Genomic DNA, 20,809 nt, shown 5'->3' with positions numbered 1-20,809 from the left:
CGGCCAGGGAGAAGATAGATAGGCCGATCGCTATTCCGAAATAATCTTGACCTTGTCGCCCGGCGCAATCGTTGCCCCGGTCGGTAGGGCGTTGATCAGTTTGAACAGGTCGAGCTTGCGGTCGGTCCCCATCATGCGGGCGGCGAGCGTCGTGATCGTGTCGCCCGGCTTGACGGTGACGACGCGGACCCTGAGCGGCTTCAGCGAGGCTGCCTCATCCGGCGTCATGTGCCGGAAACTCGAGCGCAGCACGTCCGCCGTCTGGTTGAGCTGGGCGATGTTCCCCTTCGGCACGGCTGTCAGGAAACGGAAGATCTGCGTGCGGTCGCGGATGACCGTAACATCGAAATCCCAGCGATCGGCCGAAGCGCGCGCGGTTGCAGCCGGCATGCCGTTGACGGTGATCGACTGGATCGAAGAGGGATCGAGGCCCGTCACCCAGCCGCTGGAAATATAGTTCGTCAGGTTCTGGTTCTGGCTGTCGGCAACACCGTCGAAGCGGATGGCGATATCGCCGGGGCCGGTCGCCATGACGGCCTCGACCTTGTTGTCGATGCGGAAATCCGGCGGCACGTCGAAGCGGATGCCGAGGCCACCGTGCAGGAAGGTCTGGCCACGGACATAGCCTTCCTCGGGGCTGTCACCATAGAGCAGACCATCGATACCGTTCAGGTAATAATCGCGGCCGATGTCGCCGACCTTGCCTTCCTCACCGAATTCGCGGGCATGCGCCTTGGCAAGATCGATGCGCTGTGGCGTGCTCGGGTGGCTCGAAAGGAAGTCTAGGCTCTGGTCGGCATCGGAATTGGCCGACATGAAGCGGCTGTAGTCTTCCATGGCGTTCAGGAAGCGGGCAGCGGCATACGGATCGTAGCCGGCCTGGCCGAGCGTGCGGATGCCGATCTCGTCGGCCTGGAGTTCCTGCTGGCGCGAGAAGGCGGCAAGACGCAGCTTGCCGCGTGCGAGCGCCTGCTTGCCGGCCAGATCGCTCGACAGGACTTCCGAAACGACGCGGCTGGCGATGACTTCGGCTTCCTCGCGTTTTTGCCGCTCGATGCCGTGATTGGCTGTCACGTGCGCCATCTCGTGCGACAGCACGGCAGCGACTTCGGAAGCATCATTGGCAAGCGCCAGAAGGCCGCGGGTCACGTAGAGATAGCCGCCCGGAAGCGCAAAGGCGTTGATCGACGGCGAATTGAGAATGGTGATGCGATAGGACTGCTGCGGATTTTCCGACACGCTGGTCAAGGCCCCAGCGATGCGAGCGACGAGCCGCTCGGTCTTGGCGTCCTTGTACTCGCCGCCATAGCTTGCAAGGATACGCGGATGCTCGCGCGCACCCATCTGCGCGCGCGGATCGTTCTTCTGCACCTCGGAGACGATCTGCGGATTGGCGGACGGCGACACGCTCGGCTGATAGGACTGATCCATCACCGTCTGGCAGCTGTCCAACACCATGGCAGCGACAAGGAGCGGGGCAAAGCGGCGCAAACGGGGTGCGACGGTCACGCTGATCCTTCGTTCTGCTCGTTCGCTCTGCTTCAGTACCAGTATCCCACTCATTTCGCTGCCATGCCGGCTCGGCACCAAATCCGGTTGATCGTTACCGGGCTGATCATCGTCGCGCACCGATAGAGGTTGCCTGCATCCTCATCGATCCGCATCTGCCCGGACGGTCTCCAACCCTTGCTCTAGCCGATTTTGGCACCGGTTGCATAGCGAGACTCCGTTTAAATGTGGCGGCGTTGTATTTTAGCAAGCATTTCCGAGGACTTTCAGCCGTTCGGCACGACGAAATTAAGGCAAAGCCGACAGCAAGATGCTGCAGCGCAATCAATGCTGCAGAAATGTGGTCAATGCCGGAATGTCGCCCGCCGTCAGGAAGGTCTCGATGGAGGCGGCAAGCCTGATCGCGCCGCCCTCGATGAAGACGGCATGGTCGGCAAGACGCCGCACCTCGGCCGGATCATGCGAAACGATCAGCACCGTATTGCCGCTCTCGCGATGCAGGGTTTTCAAAAGTTCGACCATGCCGGAGCGTAGGCCTGGATCAAGGGCGGCGAAGGGTTCGTCCAGCAGTAGGATCGGCTTGTCACGCACCAGCGCCCTTGCGAAGGTGGCACGCTGTCGTTCGCCGCCGGAAAGTGTCCCCGGCTTGCGCTTCTCGAAGCCAGGAAGCCCAACGCGCGCCAGCGCCTCCGAGACCCTTTGCCGATCCTGTACCGAAAGCTTCAATGAAGGGCTGATGCCAAGGCCGACATTGGTGAAGAGATCGAGATGGGCAAAGAGGTTGTTGTCCTGAAAGACCAGCGACACCGGCCGGTCGGCGGGATGCAGGCCGGTCACGTCCTGCCCGGCAAGCAGGATGCGGCCGCGATCGGGCTGCTCGAAGCCGGCCAATAGATTGAGAAAGGTGGATTTGCCGGATCCCGACGGCCCGGCGATGGCGATGATCTTGCCCTGCGGCAACGTGCAATCGAAGCGGAAATTATGCGTGCCGAGGCGCAGCTCGACGCCGGCCATGGCAATGCCTTGTTTCTTCATGTCGTGGCCGTCAGTCATTTCTGTTGCTTTCGTGATCGCTCATGCTCTGGCCGGCCGTGCCGGCGATGGTCAAAAGAAGGCAGACCAGGCCGAGGATCAAGGCATATCCATCGGCATCGTTCGTGCGATAGCTGCCGAGCTTGCTATAGACCAGCCAGGGCAGGGTCATCAGGCTATCCGAGCCGAAGAGCGCCACCGCGCCGAGATCGCCGAGCGACAGCGCCATGGCGAAGGAGAGGGCGGTGAAGAACGGCTTGCGCAGGCCCGGCCAATCGATGAGGCGGAGGCGGGCAATGCCGTGAAGGCCGAGGCTCGCCGCCAGCCGTTCGGTGCGGCTGACATGGACCGCATAGGCCGGTTCGATGACGCGGATGACGAAGGGCAGCGCCATCAGCGCATTGATGACAATGATGAGGATGGCGGCAAAGCGGCTGGGATCACCCAATGGTCTCAGCGCCAGGAACCAGCCGGTTGCCAGCACGATTGGCGGGACGAGCAGGATAAGGGAAGAGCTTGCGCTCAAGGCGACCGCCAGGCTGCGCAGGCTGGCGGTCTTGCGGCGATCCGCCGAGATCACCGATCGGGCGCGGATGATCGCAAAGGATATCAAGACCGCCAGAAGGCCGGCGGCGAGCGCAATCGCCAGGCTGGTGACGGCCGCCTGCAGAAAGATCGGCTGGGCGGCGAGTTTCGGAAGGTTTGCCTCAAGGCCGGTTACCACGACCGAAGCGAGCGGCAGGCCGAGAAAGAGAGTAGCGGCCGACAGCAGGAAAGCGTCAATCCATCGTGCAGCCGCCTTTTGGCCATCGATACGGTGAAGCGCGCGGCCGCTGGTCAGGCCATGATCGTCGGGCGCGCGAAACAGCGTCATGGCGCCGAGGACGAGGAGGGTGACGACGATCTGCAGTAGCGACAGCAGCACGGCGCGGCCGGGATCGAAATCGAAGCGGAGGGCCTGATAGATCGCCACTTCCAGCGTCGTTGCGGCAGGGCCGCCGCCAAGGATCAGGACCAGCGTGAAGCTGGTGGCGCAGAGCATGAAGATCAGGCCGGCAATGCCGGGTATGAGACCGCGCAGGATGGGCCATTCGATGAAGCGAAAGACCGAGGCGGGCCGCATGCCGAGCCCGCCGGCCACAAGCCAATATTCCGCCGGCACGCGCTCCAGCCCGGCCAGCATCAGCCGGCAGGCGAGGGGCATATTGAAGAAGACATGCGCCAGCAGGATGCCGGCCAAGCCATAGATACTGACGGGCTGCGACAGGCCAAGCGCCGTAAGCGTCTGATTGATAAGCCCCTGCCGACCCCAGATGCCAAGCAGGCCGAGCGCGCCGATCAGCACGGGCAGGCCCATCGGCACGGCCATCAGCCGGATCAGCCATAGCCGACCCGGAAAACGGGGCTGACGCGCCAATGCGCGGGCGACGGGTATGGCGAGCATGACAGATAACAGGGTCGAGAGCACCGCCTGCAGCAACGTGAAGCGCAGGACACGCAGCAAGTAGGGATCTGTCAGGGGATTGGTGTCGCCGGATTCGATACCGGCGGCCAAGAGGACGAAGACGGCGATCCCGACGAAGAGCACGATGCCGGCGAGGCCGAATGCCCCGCCGGAAATGGCGCGTCTTCGTTCTGGTGCCGTAAGTATCGTCAAGGCATCAGTTGCCGCTGGTGGCGGCCAGCCATTCGTCGATCCAGGCCTTGCGGTTCTTGTCGACGACCTCGGGGCTCATCAGGAAGGTCTTCGACGGCACGACGAGCTTGCTGAAGGCATCCGGCAGCGGCTCCGAAGTGGCGGAGGCCGGCATCATCCAATTGCTTGTCGGGATGATGTCCTGAAAGCCTGTGGAGATCATGAACTTCAGGAAATCGCGGGCAAGCTCCTTGTTCGGCGAGGACTTGATAAGGCCGGCGACCTCGATCTGGATATAGTGTCCTTCCGAAAAGGCGGCCGCCTGATAGCGGTCGGTCTTGTCTTCGATCATGTGGTAGGCCGGCGACGTCGTGTAGGAGAGCACCATCGGCGCTTCGCCCTTGGTGAATAGGTCGTAGGCTTCCGACCAGCCGGGGGTGACGGTCAGAATGCGTCCCTTGAGCTTCGTCCAGGCATCGGCTGCCTTGTCGCCGTAGATCGACTTGACCCAGAGCAGCAGGCCGAGACCCGGCGTCGAGGTGCGCGGGTCTTCGATGACGATCTTTTGCGAGGGGTCGCCCTCGACAAGATCCTTCATGCTCTTCGGCGGGTTCTTGACCGTCTGGCTGTCGTAGATCACGGCGAAATGGCCGTAGTCATAGGGCACAAAGACGTCGTCCTTGAAATCCCCCGGAACCTTGAGGGCCGAGGTGTCGACGCCGCTTGCATCGAAGAGGCCGGTATCCTTCGCTTCATCTATGAGATTGGTGTCCAGGCCGAGAACGACATCGGCCTTGGTGCCCGTACCTTCCAGCTTCAGGCGGGAGAGAAGTGCCACGCCATCGGTGACGGCGACGTAGTTGACCGTGCAGCCGCAGGTCTTCTCGAAGGCGGCCTTGACCTTGGCGCCCGGACCCCAATCGGCGGTGAAGCTCTCATAGGTGTAGATGGTCAAGGTCTTGTCGGCTGCCTCGGCCGTCTGGGCAGCAAAAAACGTTGCGCCGGCGGAAAGGGCCAGGCCGGCGAAGAATGACAATAGGGATCGGTTTTGCACGACAGCGCCTCCACTTTGGTTTCGTCTTGAAGGGGAAAAGGGCGCTATGATTTCGTCACGCGTCTAATCCCTCCGCCGGTGTTAGCCGGATCAGGTTCCGCGGGTTGGCCGGTGAAAGCCTCTCAGCCAGATATCCTAGAGGATATGAGGCACCCCGTTAGAGCGTCGGCAGATTTAGCCTTGTGACGAAGGGATGACAAGGGAAATGATTCCCCTGTCGATTGCAGGTGGGTGATCTTACTCGGCGGCGTGAGCGGCGGCCGTTGGGCTTTCGAATTTCTTCGTTGCACCGGGCAGCTGCACGTTTTTCAGCGTCAGCGCGGTCAGCAGTCCGATGAGGCAGATGCCGGCAGCCGTCATGAACAGCGGGCTGAAAGCGCTCGCATAGGCGTTGGCGACGGCCTCGCGGGTCGCCTCGGGCAATGCGGCCATCATCTTCGGCGTCAACTGTTCGATATCGGATACGCCCGATATGGAGACGCCGACATTGCCGAGCTTGGCGGCGATGATGGCGCCGTAGACGGAGATGGCGATCGAGGCGCCGCCCATGCGCGAGAGCGTGACCGCACCGGTCGCCGCGCCGACGTCCCGGGCACCGGCCGCATTCTGCACGCCGATGACGGGAACCTGCTGCGCAAGGCCGATACCGATGCCGTGCAGCAGCATCAGGCCACCGATGAAGACGACGGGCGTGCCGGCAGGCAGGACGGCGAGCAAGCCAAATGCGATGGCGCTGCAGGCAGCGCTCGCGATGGCAAAGGGTTTGTAACGCCCTTTGGCCGCAATCAGCCGGCCGGCCGAGAGCGAGCCGCAGACGATGCCGCCGGTCAGGAGAATGAACAGCAGGCCGGCCATCGAGGGCGAAAGGCCAGTCGTCGTCTGCAGGAAGAGCGCGAAATAATTCACCATGCCGATGGCCACGGCGCCGCTGGTGATCGAGATGATCAGCAGGAGGCCGAATGTTGGATTGCGGAACAGCGTCATCGGCACGATCGGCTCGGGCGCGCGGCGTTCGATGAAGACCCAGGCGATGGCGCAAATCGCGCCGAAGGCGATGATGCCGAGGCACTGCGGCGACAGCAGCGATCCGAAGAGTTCGGTGCCGTCGGCGGCAAGCACGATGCTCGTCGTCGTCAGTGCAAGAACGGTCGCGCCGGCATAGTCGATCTTCGGCCGGCGGGCCGGCTTGCGATAGGGCAGCATGAAGGCGAGACCGGCCAGCACGACAAAGCCGATCGGCACATTGACGAGAAAGATCGAGCGCCAGCCGAAGAGATCGCTCATCGTGCCGCCGAGAACCGGGCCGATGGCGCCTGACGCCATCAGCACGAGGCTGGAATAGCTCTGGTAGCGGGCGCGTTCCCGCGGCTCGAAGAGATCGGCATTGACGGCGAAGATCGACACCAGGATGCCGCCGCCCCCAAGGCCCTGAAGGACGCGGGCGGCAATCAGCGTGTCCATCGAGACGGCCAGGCCGCAGACGGCGGAGCCGATCGTGAAGATCGCGATCGCCGTCATCATCACATATTTGCGGCCGAAGAGATCGCCGAGCTTGCCATAGACGGGCATGACGGCGGAGAGCGAGAGAAGATAGGCTGACCCGATCCAGCCGAAACGCTCCAGATGCCCGAATTCGCCAACGATCGTCGGAAGCGCCGTCGAGACGATCTGGTTGTCGAGCGTTGCCATGAACATGGCAGTCATCAGAAACAGAAAGAGTATAAGCCGCCGTTTATGATCCGCTACGAGCGGCGCGAACGTTGTCTGCATGTCCATGGGGCAAAAATCCGAACTTGGCCGAAACGCTGCGCGGTCGATCGAATGCGCGGGACGCCCGGTTTTCATAGTCGATACATATGTGCCGTTAGCACATAAATGTCAATGACAGGTGAATGCTGTTTGCATGTTTTATTTCTTTACCGCCTCTGGTATGGTGGAAAGATGACATCTGCGACGAATACACGTGAAATTGAAGCCCAGGCCCTGACCGATGACGAGAATCTCCTGCGTATCGGCCATGCGATGACGCGCATGCGCCTGCTGACAGGTCGCCGCATGATCGGCAGGCTTGCCATCCAGAGCGTCGCGCCGGGACTCGAGCTGTCCCATCTCGACGTGCTCGATGTCGTGCGGCGGGCGGAGGAGACGGGCGAAGTCACCGTCGGCACGATTGCCGAGATGCTGCGCATCGATCCGTCGCGGGCGAGCCGCATCGTTGCCGACATGGTGACGCGTGGCGTGTTGCGGCGCAAGGCGTCGCAGGCGGATGCGCGGCGCATCGTGGTGGTGTTGACCGCGCTCGGGCAGAGATTGCTGTCGGAGATCCAGGCACAGAAATATTCCGTCATCGGCAGCATCTTCGCCGACTGGACGCAGGAGGAGATCGAGAGCTTCTCGCTGCTGTTTGATCGTTATGTCAGCGGCTATGAGCGGGTTTTCCAGGCGCGCCTCAAGGAAACGGACGACTGAGCCGCCCTCGCGGCCGTTCTTGCCTATGCTGCTCTTCCCTAGGGACATGACTTTGCGCTATGGGCATGCCTCATGAGCCAGTCCACCACCTTCACCATCCTGCTCGGAGGCGAGCTTCGTCTGACGGAGCGGTTGCGCGCCGCCATTTCCGGCAGCCGTTTCATCGCAGCCGATGGCGGCATGCGCCACGCGGTCGCGCTCGGAGTGGAGCCTGAGCTGTGGGTCGGCGATTTCGATTCCACGCCCGCGGATTTGCAAGCTGCCTTTCCCGATGTGCCCAAGCAGCCCTATCCGGCGGCGAAGGCTGCGACCGACGGCGAGATTGCCGTTTCGGAAGCGATCGATCGCGGCGCCAAAAGACTGATTCTCGCCGGCGCCATGGGCGGCGAACGCTCCGATCATGCCATCCAGCATCTGCTTTATGGGATCTGCTTGGCCGAGAAGGGCTTCGATGTCCTACTGACATCCGGTGACGAGGAAGCGGTGCCGCTTCGGCCGGGCGATCTCACGCTGGCGCTGCCGGCCGGTTCGCTGTTTTCCGTCCTCGGTTTTAGCGATCTGTCGGGCCTTTTCATCGACAATGCCCGTTACCCTTTGCGCGATTTCCATTTGCCCTTTGGCGCGTCGCGCACCATTTCCAATGTGGCGGAAGGCGACGTGCGCTTTTCGCTCGGCAGCGGCAGGGCGATCATCCTTGCCCGCCCCTATGATCTCAGCGGAGTCTGATCTTGGCCCCTCCCATTCTGAAACTCGACGACATCTTCCTGAGCTTTGGCGGTGCGCCCTTGCTCGCCGGTGCCGGCCTGCAGGTGGAGCCGGGCGACAAGATCTGCCTTGTTGGCCGCAACGGTTCGGGCAAATCGACGCTCCTGAAGATCGCCGCGGGTCTCGTCGAGGCGCAGTCGGGCGAAGTGTTCCGCCATCCGTCTTCGACCGTACGGTATCTCGAGCAGGCGCCGGATTTTGCTGGTTACAAGACGGTCGCGGCTTATGCTGAAGCAGGTCTCGGGCCTGGCGACGATCCCTATCGCGTCACCTATCTGCTCTCACATCTCGGCCTGACCGGTGAAGAGGATCCGAAGAACCTCTCCGGCGGCGAAGCCCGCCGTGCGGCCCTCGCACGCGTTCTGGCGCCCGAGCCGGACATCCTGCTGCTCGACGAGCCGACGAACCATCTGGATCTGCCGACCATCGAATGGCTGGAAGGCGAGCTGCAGAAGAGCCGTAGCGCACTCGTGCTGATCTCGCACGACCGTCGCTTTCTGGAAAAGGTTTCGACCGCAACCGTCTGGCTCGATCGTGGCACCTCGCGCCGGCTGGACAAGGGATTCGCCCATTTCGAGGCTTGGCGCGATCAGGTGCTGGAGGCCGAGGAGCTAGAGCAGCACAAGCTTGGCAAACAGATCGAGCGCGAGGAGCATTGGCTGCGTTACGGCGTGACGGCGCGGCGCAAGCGGAATATGCGCCGTCTCGGCGAGCTGCAGGATATGCGCTCGCGCTATCGTGGCCACAAGGGCGCTCTGGGCACGGTGCAGGCGACTGCTTCCGATGCGCAGGAAAGCGGCAAGCTGGTGATCGAGGCCGACAAGATCACCAAAGCCTATGATGAGCGGGTCATCGTCGCGCCCTTTTCGATTCGCGTGCATCGCGGTGATTGCATCGGTCTCGTCGGCCCGAACGGCGCCGGCAAGACGACGCTGCTGAAGATGCTGACCGGCCAGCTGGAGCCGGACAGCGGCACGGTGAAGCTCGGCACCAATCTGGAGATCGCGACACTCGACCAGAAGCGCGAGGAGCTGAACCCGGAGGACACGCTCGCCAATTATCTGACCGACGGCCGCGGCGAGAACCTCCTCGTCAACGGCGAGCAGCGGCATGTGACCGGCTATATGAAGGAATTCCTCTTCCAGCCCGAACAAGCGCGCACGCCGATCAAGAATCTTTCCGGCGGCGAACGCGCGCGGCTGATGCTGGCCCGCATCCTGTCGCGGCCGACCAATCTCCTGATCCTCGACGAACCGACGAACGATCTCGATATCGAGACGCTCGATCTGCTGCAGGAAATCGTGTCCGGCTTTGCCGGGACGGTCATTCTCGTCAGCCACGACCGCGATTTTCTCGATCGCACCGTGACCTCGACAATCGCTCCCGCCAATCCGGAAGAGCCCGATGGCCGCTGGATCGAATATGCCGGCGGTTATTCCGACATGCTGGCCCAGCGCAAGGGCGCGATCGAGGAGCGCAAGCGGGCGGAAAAGGCGGCCGAAAAGCCGAAATCAGCCGAAGCCGCAACACCGGTCGCCGAAGGCTCGAAAGGCAAGGGCAAGCTCTCCTACAAGCAGAAATTCGCGCTCGAAAACCTGCCGAAGGACATGGCCAAGGCGGAAGCCGAGATTGCAGCTCGCGAAAAGAAGATGGCCGATCCGAACCTCTTTTCCAAGGATCCCGCAACCTTCAATCGCCTGGCGGCGGAGATGGAAAAGCTGCGAGAAAGCCTTGTCAGCATGGAAGAGGAATGGCTCGAGCTCGAAATGCTGCGCGAGGAGCTGGAGGGCTGATCGCTCGGCCAGCTCATCTTATGGGCGTCCTTCCGTATAATGAAAACAATTGGTTGCGTTTTGATTGCGCCCGCTTCATTGCCTGTTGTCCAATTCGATAAACCGTTTATACATTAAACGCGTGATGCTGGCCCCCGAGGGCTGGATGATACCCGGGCTCGCGCGGCCCGGGCGCATGTTGGGGAAGTCCGAAGAGACCTGGTTGTATGGCGCCTGGTGGCGACGGGTCTTTTGCGGAAAGTTGCAGGCAAATTTTGTGAGTGCTTACCGTGATAACGGCGCCTCTTGCCGTATGCGGTTTTTCGAAGGGGGCTTCATGCCGATGCTGCCGCGTGCCGTTTTGTTCAGCTGTGTTTTTGCCGTTTTCTCGGGCGCTCAGGCGCTGGCGCAGGGTGCGCCGCCGGCCCCGCCTGTGACGGTCGCCAAGCCGATCGTTCGCGATGTCGTCGATAGCGACGAGTTCATCGGGCGCTTCCAGGCGGTCGATGAGGTTTCTGTGCGCTCGCGGGTGGGCGGCTATCTTCAGGAAGTGCATTTCCAGGATGGTGCTATCGTCAAACAGGGCGACCTGCTTTTCGTCATCGACCAGCGGCCATTCGTGACCGCGCTGAACGAATCGACGGCCTCGCTGGAAGTGGCGAAATCGTCGCTGACGCTTGCCGATGCGCAGTTCAAGCGCGCGCAATCGCTGTCGACGACTGGCAGCCAGTCGGCTTCGACCCTCGACGACCGCCGTCGCGATCTCGTTTCGGCCGAGGCGAATGTGCGTGGCGCGCAGGCCGCTGTCGATCGCGCCAATCTGGATATGGATTTCACCCGGATCACCGCGCCGCTCAGCGGCCGCATCGACCGGCGGCTGATTTCGGTCGGCAATCTCGTGCAGGCCGACCAGACCGTGCTGACCACCATCGTGTCGCTCGATCCCATCGATTTCTATTTCGACGTCGACGAACGCCGGCTGCTCTCCTATGCCGACGAGGCCCGCAAGAACGGCAGCGCCCTGCAGCAGGGCGGCGGCGGGCTTGACGTGACCGTCACGATTGCCGATCAGCGGCAGAAGCCGTTCAAGGGCAAGCTCGATTTCGCTGAAAACCGCGTCGACAACGAGACGGGCACGATCCGCGTCCGCGCCCGCTTCCCGAACCCTGATCTCATCCTGCAGCCCGGCCTGTTCGGACGCGTTCAGGTGCAAGGCTCGAACAGCTACAAGGCGATCCTGGTCCCAGATGAAGCTATCGGCTCGGACCAGAACCAGCGCGTCGTCTATGTCGCCGATACCGCCGGTAATATCACGCCGAAGCCGGTGCGCCTCGGGCCGAAGCTCTATGGCTATCGCGTCATCCGTGACGGCATGACCGGCGACGAAACGATCGTCGTCAACGGGCTGATGCGCATTCGGCCCGGCGCCAAGGTGACGCCGCAGCTGATCGAACTGCCGCAGCAGGCGACGAATGAGGAGCCGCCGGCCCAGGCCGACGTACAGGGGACGAACCAATGAGGTTTTCCCACTTCTTCGTCGATCGGCCGATCTTTGCATCGGTCCTATCCATCGTACTGCTGATCGTCGGCGGCATCGCCTATTTCCAGCTTCCGGTAGCTCAATATCCGGAGGTCGCGCCTCCGACGATCGTCGTGCGTACTTCCTATCCGGGCGCCGACGCGCAGACCATCGCCGATACCGTGGCGACACCGATCGAGCAGGAGGTCAACGGCGTCGAGGACATGCTTTATATGTCCTCCTATTCCAGTGCCGACGGCTCCATGTCCCTGACGATCACGTTCAAGCTCGGCACCGATCTCGACAAGGCGCAGGTGCTGGTACAGAACCGCGTCGCCATTGCCGAGCCGCGCCTGCCCGACGACGTTCGCCGCATCGGCATTACGACCGTCAAGAGCTCGCCCGACCTGATGATGGTCGTGCATCTTCTCTCGCCGAACAACCGCTACGATCAGCTCTATATTTCCAACTATGCGCGTACGCGCATCCGCGACCTTCTCGTTCGTCTGGATGGCGTCGGCGATGTGCAGCTCTTCGGCGAGCGGCAGTATTCGCTGCGCATCTGGCTCGATCCGGAAAAGCTCGCCGCCTACGGCATGACCGCAGGCGACATCGTGCAGGCGCTTCGGGATCAGAACGTGCAGGTGTCGGGCGGTGCGATCGGCGGGCCGCCGGTTTCGGGCACCAATGCTTTCCAATATACGGTGACGACACAAGGGCGCTTTTCCGATGCGCGGCAATTCCGCTATGTCATCGTCAAGGCGACAGGCAATGGCCGCCTCGTGCAGCTGCAGGATGTCGCCCGCATCGAGCTCGGCGCTCAGGACTACGTCACCAACAGTTATCTGAACGGCAGCCCGGCGGTGGCGCTGGGCGTGTTCGCCCGGCCCGGCACCAACGCACTTGCCGCCGCAGCGGATATCCAGAAGACGATGGAGACCCTGGCGCAGGATTTCCCGCAGGGGCTTGAATATCGCATCATCTATAACCCGACCGAGTTCATCGCCGAATCGATCCATGAGGTCTACAAGACCATTTTCGAGGCGGCGATTCTCGTCGCGATCGTGGTGTTGGTCTTCCTGCAATCGTGGCGGACGGCGATCATCCCGATCGTCGCCATCCCCGTCTCGCTGATCGGCACCTTCGCCTTCCTGCTTGCCTTCGGTTTCTCGCTAAACATGCTGACTCTGTTCGGCCTCGTGCTGGCGATCGGCATTGTCGTCGACGATGCGATCGTGGTGGTCGAAAATGTCGAGCGCAACCTCTCGCTCGGCATGACGCCGAAAGAGGCGTCGCATGTGACGATGAACGAGGTCGGCACTGCCGTTCTGGCAATTTCCCTGGTGCTCATCGCCGTCTTCGTGCCGACCGCTTTCATTCCGGGCATCTCCGGACAGTTCTACCGGCAGTTCGCAGTGACGATTTCGGTCGCGACGGCGATCTCCTGCCTGAACTCGCTGACGCTTTCACCGGCGATCGCCGCGATCGTGCTGCGCCCGCATAGTCACGAGAAATCCAACAATATCTTCGCGCGCTTCGGCCGTGCTCTGGGTGACGGGTTCAACCGGGGTTTCGAGCGGATGAGCCGCGGCTATTCCTGGATCGTCCGCCATCTGGTGACGACCTGGGCGGCGCTCGCCTGCGCGCTTCTCGTTTTTGCCGGGCTGCTCGCCGGCACGTGGTACATGGGCCGGATCGTGCCGCAGGGCTTCGTTCCCACAATGGACCAGGGCTATGCCATCGTCGTCGTCCAATTGCCTGATGGGGCCTCGCTTGCGCGCACCAACGCCGTCATCCAGAAGGCGACCGGTATCATCAACAAGACGCCCGGCATCGCCAATGCCGTCGCCTTCGCCGGCTTCAACGGCGCGACCTTCACCAATGCCTCGAACTCGGGCGTGATTTTCACGCCGTTCAAGCCATTCGAGGAACGGCTGAAGAGCGGGGAGTCGGCGACGAAGATCATCGGCCAGCTCTTCGGCAGTCTGCAGGGCCTGCAGGAGGCCTTCATCATCGCCATTCCGCCGCCCTCGATTCGAGGCATCGGCAATTCCGGCGGCTTCAAGATGCAGATCATGGACCGGGAAAATCCGGACATGCGCCGTATCCTGCCGCTCGCCTACCAGATGATGGGCGTCGCGGCGCAGAACAAAGGCGTCAGCGGCGTCTTCACCACCTTCTCCGCCAACAGCCCGCAATATTTCCTGGCGATCGATCGCGACAAAGCGCGAGCGCTCAACGTGCCGATCCCGAATATCTTCGAGACCCTGTCGATCAATCTCGGCACCTCCTATGTCAACGACTTCAATGCCTTCGGCCGCGTCTATCAGGTGCGGGCGCAGGCCGATCAGCAATATCGCATGGATCGCGAGGACATTCTGGCGCTGAAGGTGCGCTCTGCGACCGGGGCGCTGGTGCCGCTTGGCACGCTGGTCGATATCCGGGATACGACCGGGCCGACGCTCGTGCAGCGCTACAACATGTATGTCTCGGTCCCTCTCCAGGGTAATCCAGGGCCGGGGGTTTCTACGGGTACGGCACTCGACACCATGGAGGGGCTGGCAAAGAACCTCTTGCCGTCGGGCACGACCTTCGAGTGGACCGAACTCGCCTATCAGGAGAAGCATACCGGCAATACCGCGATCTATATCTTCGCCCTGTCGGTCATCTTCGTCTTCCTGGCGCTGTCGGCGCAGTATGAAAGCTGGATCCTGCCGCTTGCGATCATTCTCATCGTGCCGCTGGCGGTTCTGGCGGCGCTGATCGGCGTGTATCTGCGAGGGATGGACAACAACATCCTCACGCAGATCGGGCTGATCGTGCTGATCGGTCTTGCGGCCAAGAACGCGATTCTGATCGTCGAGTTCGCCCGGCAGGCGCAGCTTGAAGGAAAAAGCGCTGTCGAAGCCGCGATCGAGGCCAGCCATCTGCGTCTGCGTCCGATCCTGATGACCGCCTTCGCCTTCATCTTCGGCGTCGTGCCGCTGATGATCGCTACCGGCCCGGGCGCGGAAATGCGCCAGTCGCTCGGCACGGCAGTCTTTTCCGGCATGCTCGGCGTGACGCTGTTCGGCCTGTTCCTGACGCCGGTCTTCTACGTCGTCCTGCGCCGGCGGCGCCGGCAGGCAGAAGCTGCCGCACAGGAATCCTCGGTCACCGATGCAGCGGCACAGTGATGCCAAATAGAGCGGCCGAGCGTTTCACGGGAAACGCTCGGCCGCTCCATATTTCCGCTTTTACGAAGCTAGAGCCGGATGATAGGTCGAGTCGACCTAAAACCTGAATCCGCTCTAGAATGAAAGACGTAGAGCGTGATGCCGCTGACTACTTTAGCAATTCCAGGAAAAGTGCATAGCGGTTTTCCGTTCGGAATTGCGTAAATACAAGAGGTTAGAGCGTTTTCGCGATTCGGGGAAAAGCGGAAACGCATCTACAGATGCGGATTGCGCGGCCGGTATTTCTTGACTAGCCGCTGATTGGTCTCTTTGGCGCCCGGCATGTTGGCGCTGAGGTAGACCGGCGGATCGCCGTCCTTGCAAAGTTCGGCGGCGACATCGGCGAAGATGGCGTTCAGCACGGTGGCGCCGACCGCCGTCGACGCCGGGCCGACCTTCAGGGCGGTGCCTGGCAGGTCGATCATAGCGTCGCCCGGCGGCAGGCCGTTATCCAGCACGATATCGGCGATATCGGCGAGCTTCCTGCGACCATTGGCGATTGCGGCCGAATAGGCGAGCGATGTGATGGCGATGACTGTCGCGCCGATCTCGCGGCCATAATCGGCGGCCTCGAGCGGCGCCGCGTTGACGCCGGAGTTGGAGGCGATGATCAGCACATCGCCCGGCTGCATGCCGTAACGCTCGAAAATCGGGCGGATGAGACCTTCGGTGCGCTCATAGACCGAGCTGATGACGGCGCCTTCATGCAGCATGGCGGATCCCACAAGCACCGGGATGGTGAAGGCGAGACCGCCGGCGCGATAATGCACTTCTTCCGCCAGCATGTGCGAATGGCCGGTGCCGAAGACATAGACGCGGCGATCGGCGCGTGCGGCAGTGCAAATGGCGGCCGAAGCCTGGGACATGGGCTCGGCCAGCGTTTCACGCAGGGTTTCCAGCCGGCCGATGAGAGCGGAGAAATAGCTGTCGGTGACTGCGCTCATGCCGAGCCTCCCTTTCGAGTGCTACTCTTTGTTTTGCGCATTCGGGGCGAGATTTCGCTGCGCATCTTTCCTGGAAATGCTCTACCGCGAAGGCTCGCCGGAGATCCAGGTTTCGGTGACTTCGATGCCGTCGTTGATGTGAACGAGGTCGGCGCGCATTCCCGGCGCCAGATGGCCGCGATCAGCAAGCCGCAGAAAACGGGCGGGATAGGAGGTCGCCATGCGCAGGGCCTCAGCCAGCGGCAGCTCGAGAATATTGACGCCATAGCGGACGGTGGAGGCCATATCGACATCGGAGCCGGCCAGCGTGCCGTCGTCCAGCGTCAGCTTGGAGCAATAGCCGCCCTTGGTGCGATAGACCGTGCGGCCGTTCAGGGTGAAGCTCGGACGGTCGGTTCCGACGAGCGACATGGCGTCGGTGACGAAAAACAGGCGGCCCTCACCGCGTTTGGCGCGCAGCGCGACCCTGAGTGCAATCGGCTCGACGTGATGACCGTCGGCGATGATGCCGCACCAGGGGGCGGGATGATCGATCGCCGCCCCAACGAGACCGGGGGCACGATGGCCCATCTGGCTCATGGCATTGAAAAGATGAGTGACTCCGCGCGCACCGGCATCGAACCGCGCATTGGCGGCTTCCGCTGTGCAATCGCTGTGGCCGATGCTGACGATGACGCCGCCTTCGCTGAGTGCCTGCACCTGCCGCTCCGTCACCTGTTCGGCCGCGATCGTGACAAGCAGCGTGCCGATCGCCTCACGGGCGCGGATGAAGGTCCGGACGTCGCTGTCTTCGACCGGACGCATCAGTTCCGCGAGATGCGCGCCCTTGCGGGCAGGCGCCAGATGCGGACCTTCGAGATGCAGGCCGGCAACGCCGCGATTGGCCTTCACTGCCTCGACAGCCGCTTCGATCGCCGCCGTGGTCGCGGCTGCGACATCGGTAATGAGGGTCGGCAGCAGCGATGTCGTACCGTAGGGGCGATGTCCTGCGGCGATCATGAACATGGATTCGGGCGAGGGCTCGTCGTTTAGCATACGGCCGCCGCCGCCATTCACCTGTGCATCGATGAAGCCCGGAGAGAGCACGCCACCCTCCAGCTGGATCGTTTCGGCGTTCTCAGGCACATCGTTGATGCCGGTGATGGCATGGATGCGGCCATTGCCGATGACGAGCGCACTGTCTTCATGAAAACGGTCGCCATCGAAGATGCGGGCGCCGGTAAAGACCTTGTAGTCCATCACATGGTCTCCGTTACCTTGAGAAGGTTAGCCGGCTTATCCGGGTCAAAGCCCTTGCGCCGCGTTACGGACTCGACGAGGCGATAATAGCATAGCAGCGAGACGAGCGGATCGAGCAGGCCGTTGCCGGTCGTCGGCATGCGCAGGTTGATGCCGGCAAGCGGTGCGGTCGAGAAGGAGACGGCGGTTGCGCCGAGCTTCTGCAGACGTTCGAGCGCCTGGGCATTGTTGGCGAAGGCAGCATCGTCGGGCGAGAAGGCGACGATCGGGAAGCCCGGCTGCACGAGGCGCATCGGGCCATGCATGAGTTCGGCGAGCGAAAAGGCTTCCGCATGCAGGCCGGCGGTTTCCTTGGCCTTCAACGCCGCTTCGAGCGCAATGGCAAAGGCCGGGCCGCGGCCACCGGTATAGAGCGAGGAGGCGTTGAAAAGCACGTCCTCCGCGGCCTTGCTGTCGATACCCGAGGTTGCGGCAAGCGCCTCCGGCAGCTTTGCGAGGCCGGCAGATAGCGTCTTATCCTGCGAAATCGCTGCGGTGACGCCAGCGAGCGCGGCGACGGAGGCAATGAAGGATTTCGTGGCCGCAACGCTCTTTTCCGGGCCGGCATTGAGCCCGAGCACGATATCGGCTTCTTTGGCAAGCGGGCTATCCGTGACGTTGACGACGGCGATCGTTGTCGCACCGCCCTTTTTGGCGGCCGCCTGCAGCGCGATGATATCCGGGCTGCCGCCGGATTGTGAGACTGTGAAGTGGATGCCGCCCTTCAGGTGAAGAGGTGCGCCATAGACCGAGGCGATCGACGGACCGACGGAGGCGACCGGGATGCCGCAGGAAATTTCGAAGAGATACTTGAAGAAGGTGGCGGCATGGTCGGAAGAGCCGCGCGCCGCCGTCGTGATCAGCGAGGGACGGCCTGAGGCGAAAAGCTTCGCGATCTCGGCAAAAGCGGGCTTTTCCTTTTCAAGCAGGGTTGCGATCACCTCCGGCGATTGTCCGGCTTCCGTCAGCATCAGGGATTGGGTCTCGCTCATTGGTCATCTCCAATTCTCAATTCAGCAACAAAATCATAGGCATCGCCGCGATAGTGCGAGCGTGTGTATTCAACGACGCGCTGGTCCGCGAGCCGGGAGACGCGTTCGATCAGCAGCGCCGGCGCCCCGGCCTTGACGGTCAGGATCGATGCGGATGTCGGGTCGAGCGTCACGGCCGTCAGCCTCTGCTGGGCACGCACCGGCTTGAAACCTTTGGCGGCCAGCGCATCATAGAGCGATCCTTCGGATATGGCGTCTTCGCCAAGGAATTTGACGGGAACGACGGCGCGCTCGATGGCAAGCGGCTGGCCATCCGCCAGGCGCAGTCGGTCGAGCCGCAGCACGGGCTCGTCTAGGCCGAGGCCGAGCAGAAAGGATTCTTCCGGCGCCGGCGCGCTGACAGTCCGGGACAGGATGCGCGCTGCCGGTTCGCGGCCGCGCGAGCGCATGTCTGCGGAAAAGGAGGAGAGACGCCAGAGCGGCTGTTCGATGCGCTCCACATGCTGCGAGACGAAGGTACCGCTGCCGTGACGGGATTCGATGACGCCTGAGGTGAGCAGGTCGCGATAGGCTGTCCGCACAGTGACGCGGCCGATCTGCAGGGCGCCGGCGAGATCGCGCTCGCCCGGCAGTGCCGTGCCCGGTTTCAGCAGGCCTTCCTGGATAAGGCCGGTCAGCGCCTGTGCCAAGCGCTTGTAAAGCGGTCCGCTCGCGGTCTCGTCGCTCAAGCCGCGATTGTTCAGTTCGGTGATCAAACTGGTTCTATCCATGGCTGCCATATAGAACCTATTTAGAACCAATTCACAAGATGAATCTGGCTGCAGGCAAAAAAGAATCGGCCGGGCGCTTTGGACGCCCGGCCGAAATTTAGGAAAGCCGGCGTTCCCAGCTTAGTTCTTGGTGAAGATGTAATCCGTTTCCTGCCGTAATACCTCGCCCGGGCGGAGCACGGCGTTGGGAAAGCCTTCGTGGTTGATGGCGTCGGGCCAGACCTGCGTTTCCAGGCAGAAACCGGCAAACGGGCCGATTTTGCGGCCGTCATGGCCGGGAACCGGCACGTTGAGCTTGAAGCCGGTATAGAACTGCACGCCGGGCTCGGTGGTGCGAACTTCAAGCGAGACGCCGGAATTGACGCTGCGGGCAAGCACGACGGAGCGCTTGGCGGTGCGCTCGGGCGAGAGGCAGAAATTGTGATCGTAGAGCGCCTGCTCGCTTCGTTCGAAGCGCTTCATTGGCGCCATCTCGCGGAAATCGAAGACTGTGCCTTCCACGGAGCGGATCTCGCCAGTCGGCACCTGCTTGTCGTCCGTCGGCGTGTAGTGATCGGCGGCGATCATGATGTCGTGGCCGAGGGCATCGTCGCGGCCGTCGAGGTTGAAATAGGCATGCTGGCAGACATTGGCGAGCGTCGGCTGATCGGTGGTCGATTCGTAGGTGACCGACAGTTCGCCATTGCCATGGACCCGGTAGGTCGCCTGGATCGTGCAGTTGCCGGGATAACCGGCGCGGCCATCGGGATCGACGATCTTCAGGACAACGCGGTCTGTGTCGTGCTCGACGATGGTCCAGTTGCGCTTGGCGATATTGTCCTTGCCGCCATGCAGGTGGGTAATGCCCTTCTCGTTGAGGTCCAGCTGGTACTGCCTACCATCAAGCGTGAAGCGACCGGCGCCGATGCGGTTGGCGCAGCGTCCCGGCGTGGCGCCGAAATAGGAGGAGTGGGCGGGATAATCGGCAAAATCGTCGAAGCCGAGCAGCAGCGAGGGCCCGTGGCCGTCAAGGCGCAGATCCTGGATGACCGCGCCCCAGGACATGATATGCGCCGTCAGGCCGCCGCCGACGATCTTGACGCGATAGACGGTCTCTCCATCGGCCGTCGTCCCAAAATGTTCCCGCTGCAAAGTGCTTTCCGTCATATCTGCTCATCCGCTCCCTATCGAAATGCGAGGCCAGACCCTGCCCCCATTCGCCGCGATCCGCAACCGGTCAGAGGGCGAAATTTAGAGGTGGCCAGCAGGGGATCAAGGTCTGGTTGGGCTTTGCCCCTGGCTTCGGACTGGCACATTACGCCCTCAATATGCGCCGTGTGCGACAGGCGGCCGATTTCGGCCCGATCTATCATCTCTTGTCGTAAAGAGGTTTGGCTGTCCGTCTACTGAAAAGCGTTTTGATCAGTTGGTTCGACCCATCCGCTTTTTCGGCCTTCATGATCACCATCAACCTGTCACCGCGAACGGCGAGAAGGATATAGAACGCTTTTTGACTGTATTTTTCCACATAGGAGCTCCAGCGTCCCATGCCTGCCGCATAGGCGGCATTTCCGTAGCTGCTCGTCTCTGCGATAGCGCTCCAGCCGTTGCTCGCGCTGATCCTCATAAACCTGCCCTGCCTGATTATTCCCACGTGGCATTTTTCTCGGACGCTGGCGTTGGAATGAATTTGCTCCCATTGCCCGGAGAAGCTTCCTTCTTCGGATCTTGCCTCCTGTGAGACGAGCAAAATGATTGTGATGAAGAGAAGCAATTTCACAGCGTAGCGCACGCATATCTCCACCAGTTTCCCCAGTAATGCGGGAAAGTATCTGCTGCGTTTCTCTTTCTGCAAATGGTTGTGTTGATTTGGTG

General features: G+C 62.1%; 16 protein-coding genes and 1 riboswitch. Of the genes, 5 read left to right on the top strand and 11 right to left on the bottom strand.

All coding sequences use genetic code 11. The features are described from left to right. Positions 1 to 30: 30 nt before the first annotated feature. The 5 genes from DQ393_RS09880 to DQ393_RS09860 form a co-directional block, all read right to left on the bottom strand. Positions 31 to 1,458, bottom strand: coding sequence for a M48 family metalloprotease (locus DQ393_RS09880; protein WP_112341736.1), 1,428 nt, complete (start codon positions 1,456 to 1,458; stop codon positions 31 to 33). 375 nt (positions 1,459 to 1,833) lie between these two features. Beyond that, positions 1,834 to 2,562 (bottom strand): thiamine ABC transporter ATP-binding protein, encoded by a 729-nt coding sequence (locus DQ393_RS09875; protein ID WP_112341581.1) that lies wholly within the window; start codon positions 2,560 to 2,562, stop codon positions 1,834 to 1,836. Further along, positions 2,555 to 4,192 carry a thiamine/thiamine pyrophosphate ABC transporter permease ThiP gene (thiP, locus tag DQ393_RS09870; protein ID WP_112341735.1) on the bottom strand — a complete coding sequence of 546 codons (1,638 nt, stop codon included), beginning with the start codon at positions 4,190 to 4,192 and terminating at the stop codon, positions 2,555 to 2,557. The genes DQ393_RS09875 and thiP overlap by 8 nt, the downstream gene beginning before the upstream one ends. 10 nt (positions 4,193 to 4,202) lie before the next feature. Then, the gene (gene thiB, locus DQ393_RS09865; RefSeq protein WP_245430303.1) at positions 4,203 to 5,195 is read right to left on the bottom strand and encodes a thiamine ABC transporter substrate binding subunit; all 993 of its coding nucleotides are present in this window, start codon (positions 5,193 to 5,195) and stop codon (positions 4,203 to 4,205) included. Positions 5,196 to 5,281: 86 nt separating this feature from the next. Then, a riboswitch (TPP riboswitch) is annotated at positions 5,282 to 5,398 on the bottom strand. Between the two features lie 70 nt (positions 5,399 to 5,468). Beyond that, positions 5,469 to 7,007 (bottom strand): MDR family MFS transporter, encoded by a 1,539-nt coding sequence (locus tag DQ393_RS09860; protein ID WP_112341578.1) that lies wholly within the window; start codon positions 7,005 to 7,007, stop codon positions 5,469 to 5,471. Between the two features lie 165 nt (positions 7,008 to 7,172). Between DQ393_RS09860 and DQ393_RS09855 the strand changes: the two genes are divergently transcribed. The 5 genes from DQ393_RS09855 to DQ393_RS09835 all read left to right on the top strand — a co-directional run bounded on the left by DQ393_RS09855 (position 7,173) and on the right by DQ393_RS09835 (position 14,932). Continuing rightward, positions 7,173 to 7,700 carry a MarR family winged helix-turn-helix transcriptional regulator gene (locus tag DQ393_RS09855; RefSeq protein ID WP_112341576.1) on the top strand — a complete coding sequence of 176 codons (528 nt, stop codon included), beginning with the start codon at positions 7,173 to 7,175 and terminating at the stop codon, positions 7,698 to 7,700. A 72-nt stretch (positions 7,701 to 7,772) separates the two neighbouring features. Then, entirely contained in the window at positions 7,773 to 8,426 is a 654-nt protein-coding gene (locus tag DQ393_RS09850) for a thiamine diphosphokinase (protein WP_112341575.1), read from the top strand. A gap of 2 nt (positions 8,427 to 8,428) precedes the next feature. Next, positions 8,429 to 10,258: an ABC-F family ATP-binding cassette domain-containing protein gene (locus DQ393_RS09845; protein WP_112341574.1), complete on the top strand. Its 1,830-nt coding sequence runs from the start codon at positions 8,429 to 8,431 to the stop codon at positions 10,256 to 10,258. Between the two features lie 316 nt (positions 10,259 to 10,574). Beyond that, positions 10,575 to 11,756 carry an efflux RND transporter periplasmic adaptor subunit gene (locus tag DQ393_RS09840; protein ID WP_112341734.1) on the top strand — a complete coding sequence of 394 codons (1,182 nt, stop codon included), beginning with the start codon at positions 10,575 to 10,577 and terminating at the stop codon, positions 11,754 to 11,756. Further along, positions 11,753 to 14,932 carry an efflux RND transporter permease subunit gene (locus DQ393_RS09835; RefSeq protein WP_112341573.1) on the top strand — a complete coding sequence of 1,060 codons (3,180 nt, stop codon included), beginning with the start codon at positions 11,753 to 11,755 and terminating at the stop codon, positions 14,930 to 14,932. The genes DQ393_RS09840 and DQ393_RS09835 overlap by 4 nt, the downstream gene beginning before the upstream one ends. A 254-nt stretch (positions 14,933 to 15,186) precedes the next feature. Here the strand turns inward: DQ393_RS09835 and DQ393_RS09830 are convergent, their stop codons facing one another. From DQ393_RS09830 to DQ393_RS09805, 6 genes are all read right to left on the bottom strand, one after another. Then, positions 15,187 to 15,915, bottom strand: a complete 729-nt coding sequence (locus tag DQ393_RS09830; protein ID WP_112341572.1) for an SIS domain-containing protein — start codon at positions 15,913 to 15,915, stop codon at positions 15,187 to 15,189. An 81-nt stretch (positions 15,916 to 15,996) separates the two neighbouring features. Beyond that, positions 15,997 to 17,154 carry an N-acetylglucosamine-6-phosphate deacetylase gene (gene nagA / locus DQ393_RS09825; RefSeq protein ID WP_112341570.1) on the bottom strand — a complete coding sequence of 386 codons (1,158 nt, stop codon included), beginning with the start codon at positions 17,152 to 17,154 and terminating at the stop codon, positions 15,997 to 15,999. Next, positions 17,154 to 18,185 (bottom strand): SIS domain-containing protein, encoded by a 1,032-nt coding sequence (locus DQ393_RS09820; RefSeq protein WP_112341568.1) that lies wholly within the window; start codon positions 18,183 to 18,185, stop codon positions 17,154 to 17,156. The genes nagA and DQ393_RS09820 overlap by 1 nt, the downstream gene beginning before the upstream one ends. Next, positions 18,182 to 18,955 carry a GntR family transcriptional regulator gene (locus tag DQ393_RS09815; protein ID WP_112341733.1) on the bottom strand — a complete coding sequence of 258 codons (774 nt, stop codon included), beginning with the start codon at positions 18,953 to 18,955 and terminating at the stop codon, positions 18,182 to 18,184. The genes DQ393_RS09820 and DQ393_RS09815 overlap by 4 nt, the downstream gene beginning before the upstream one ends. A gap of 120 nt (positions 18,956 to 19,075) precedes the next feature. Then, on the bottom strand, positions 19,076 to 20,101 hold the full coding sequence (locus DQ393_RS09810; RefSeq protein WP_112341567.1) for an aldose epimerase family protein: 1,026 nt from the start codon (positions 20,099 to 20,101) through the stop codon (positions 19,076 to 19,078). A 202-nt stretch (positions 20,102 to 20,303) separates the two neighbouring features. Beyond that, complete coding sequence (locus DQ393_RS09805) at positions 20,304 to 20,726, bottom strand: hypothetical protein (RefSeq protein ID WP_112341565.1); 423 nt, start codon at positions 20,724 to 20,726, stop codon at positions 20,304 to 20,306. Positions 20,727 to 20,809 lie beyond the last annotated feature (83 nt).

This window comes from Martinezella tropici (assembly GCF_003287875.1).
GTDB lineage: Bacteria > Pseudomonadota > Alphaproteobacteria > Rhizobiales > Rhizobiaceae > Rhizobium > Rhizobium tropici_C.
Note: the sequence above shows the minus strand (reverse complement) of the source record. Positions and strands in the feature narration are given on the sequence as shown.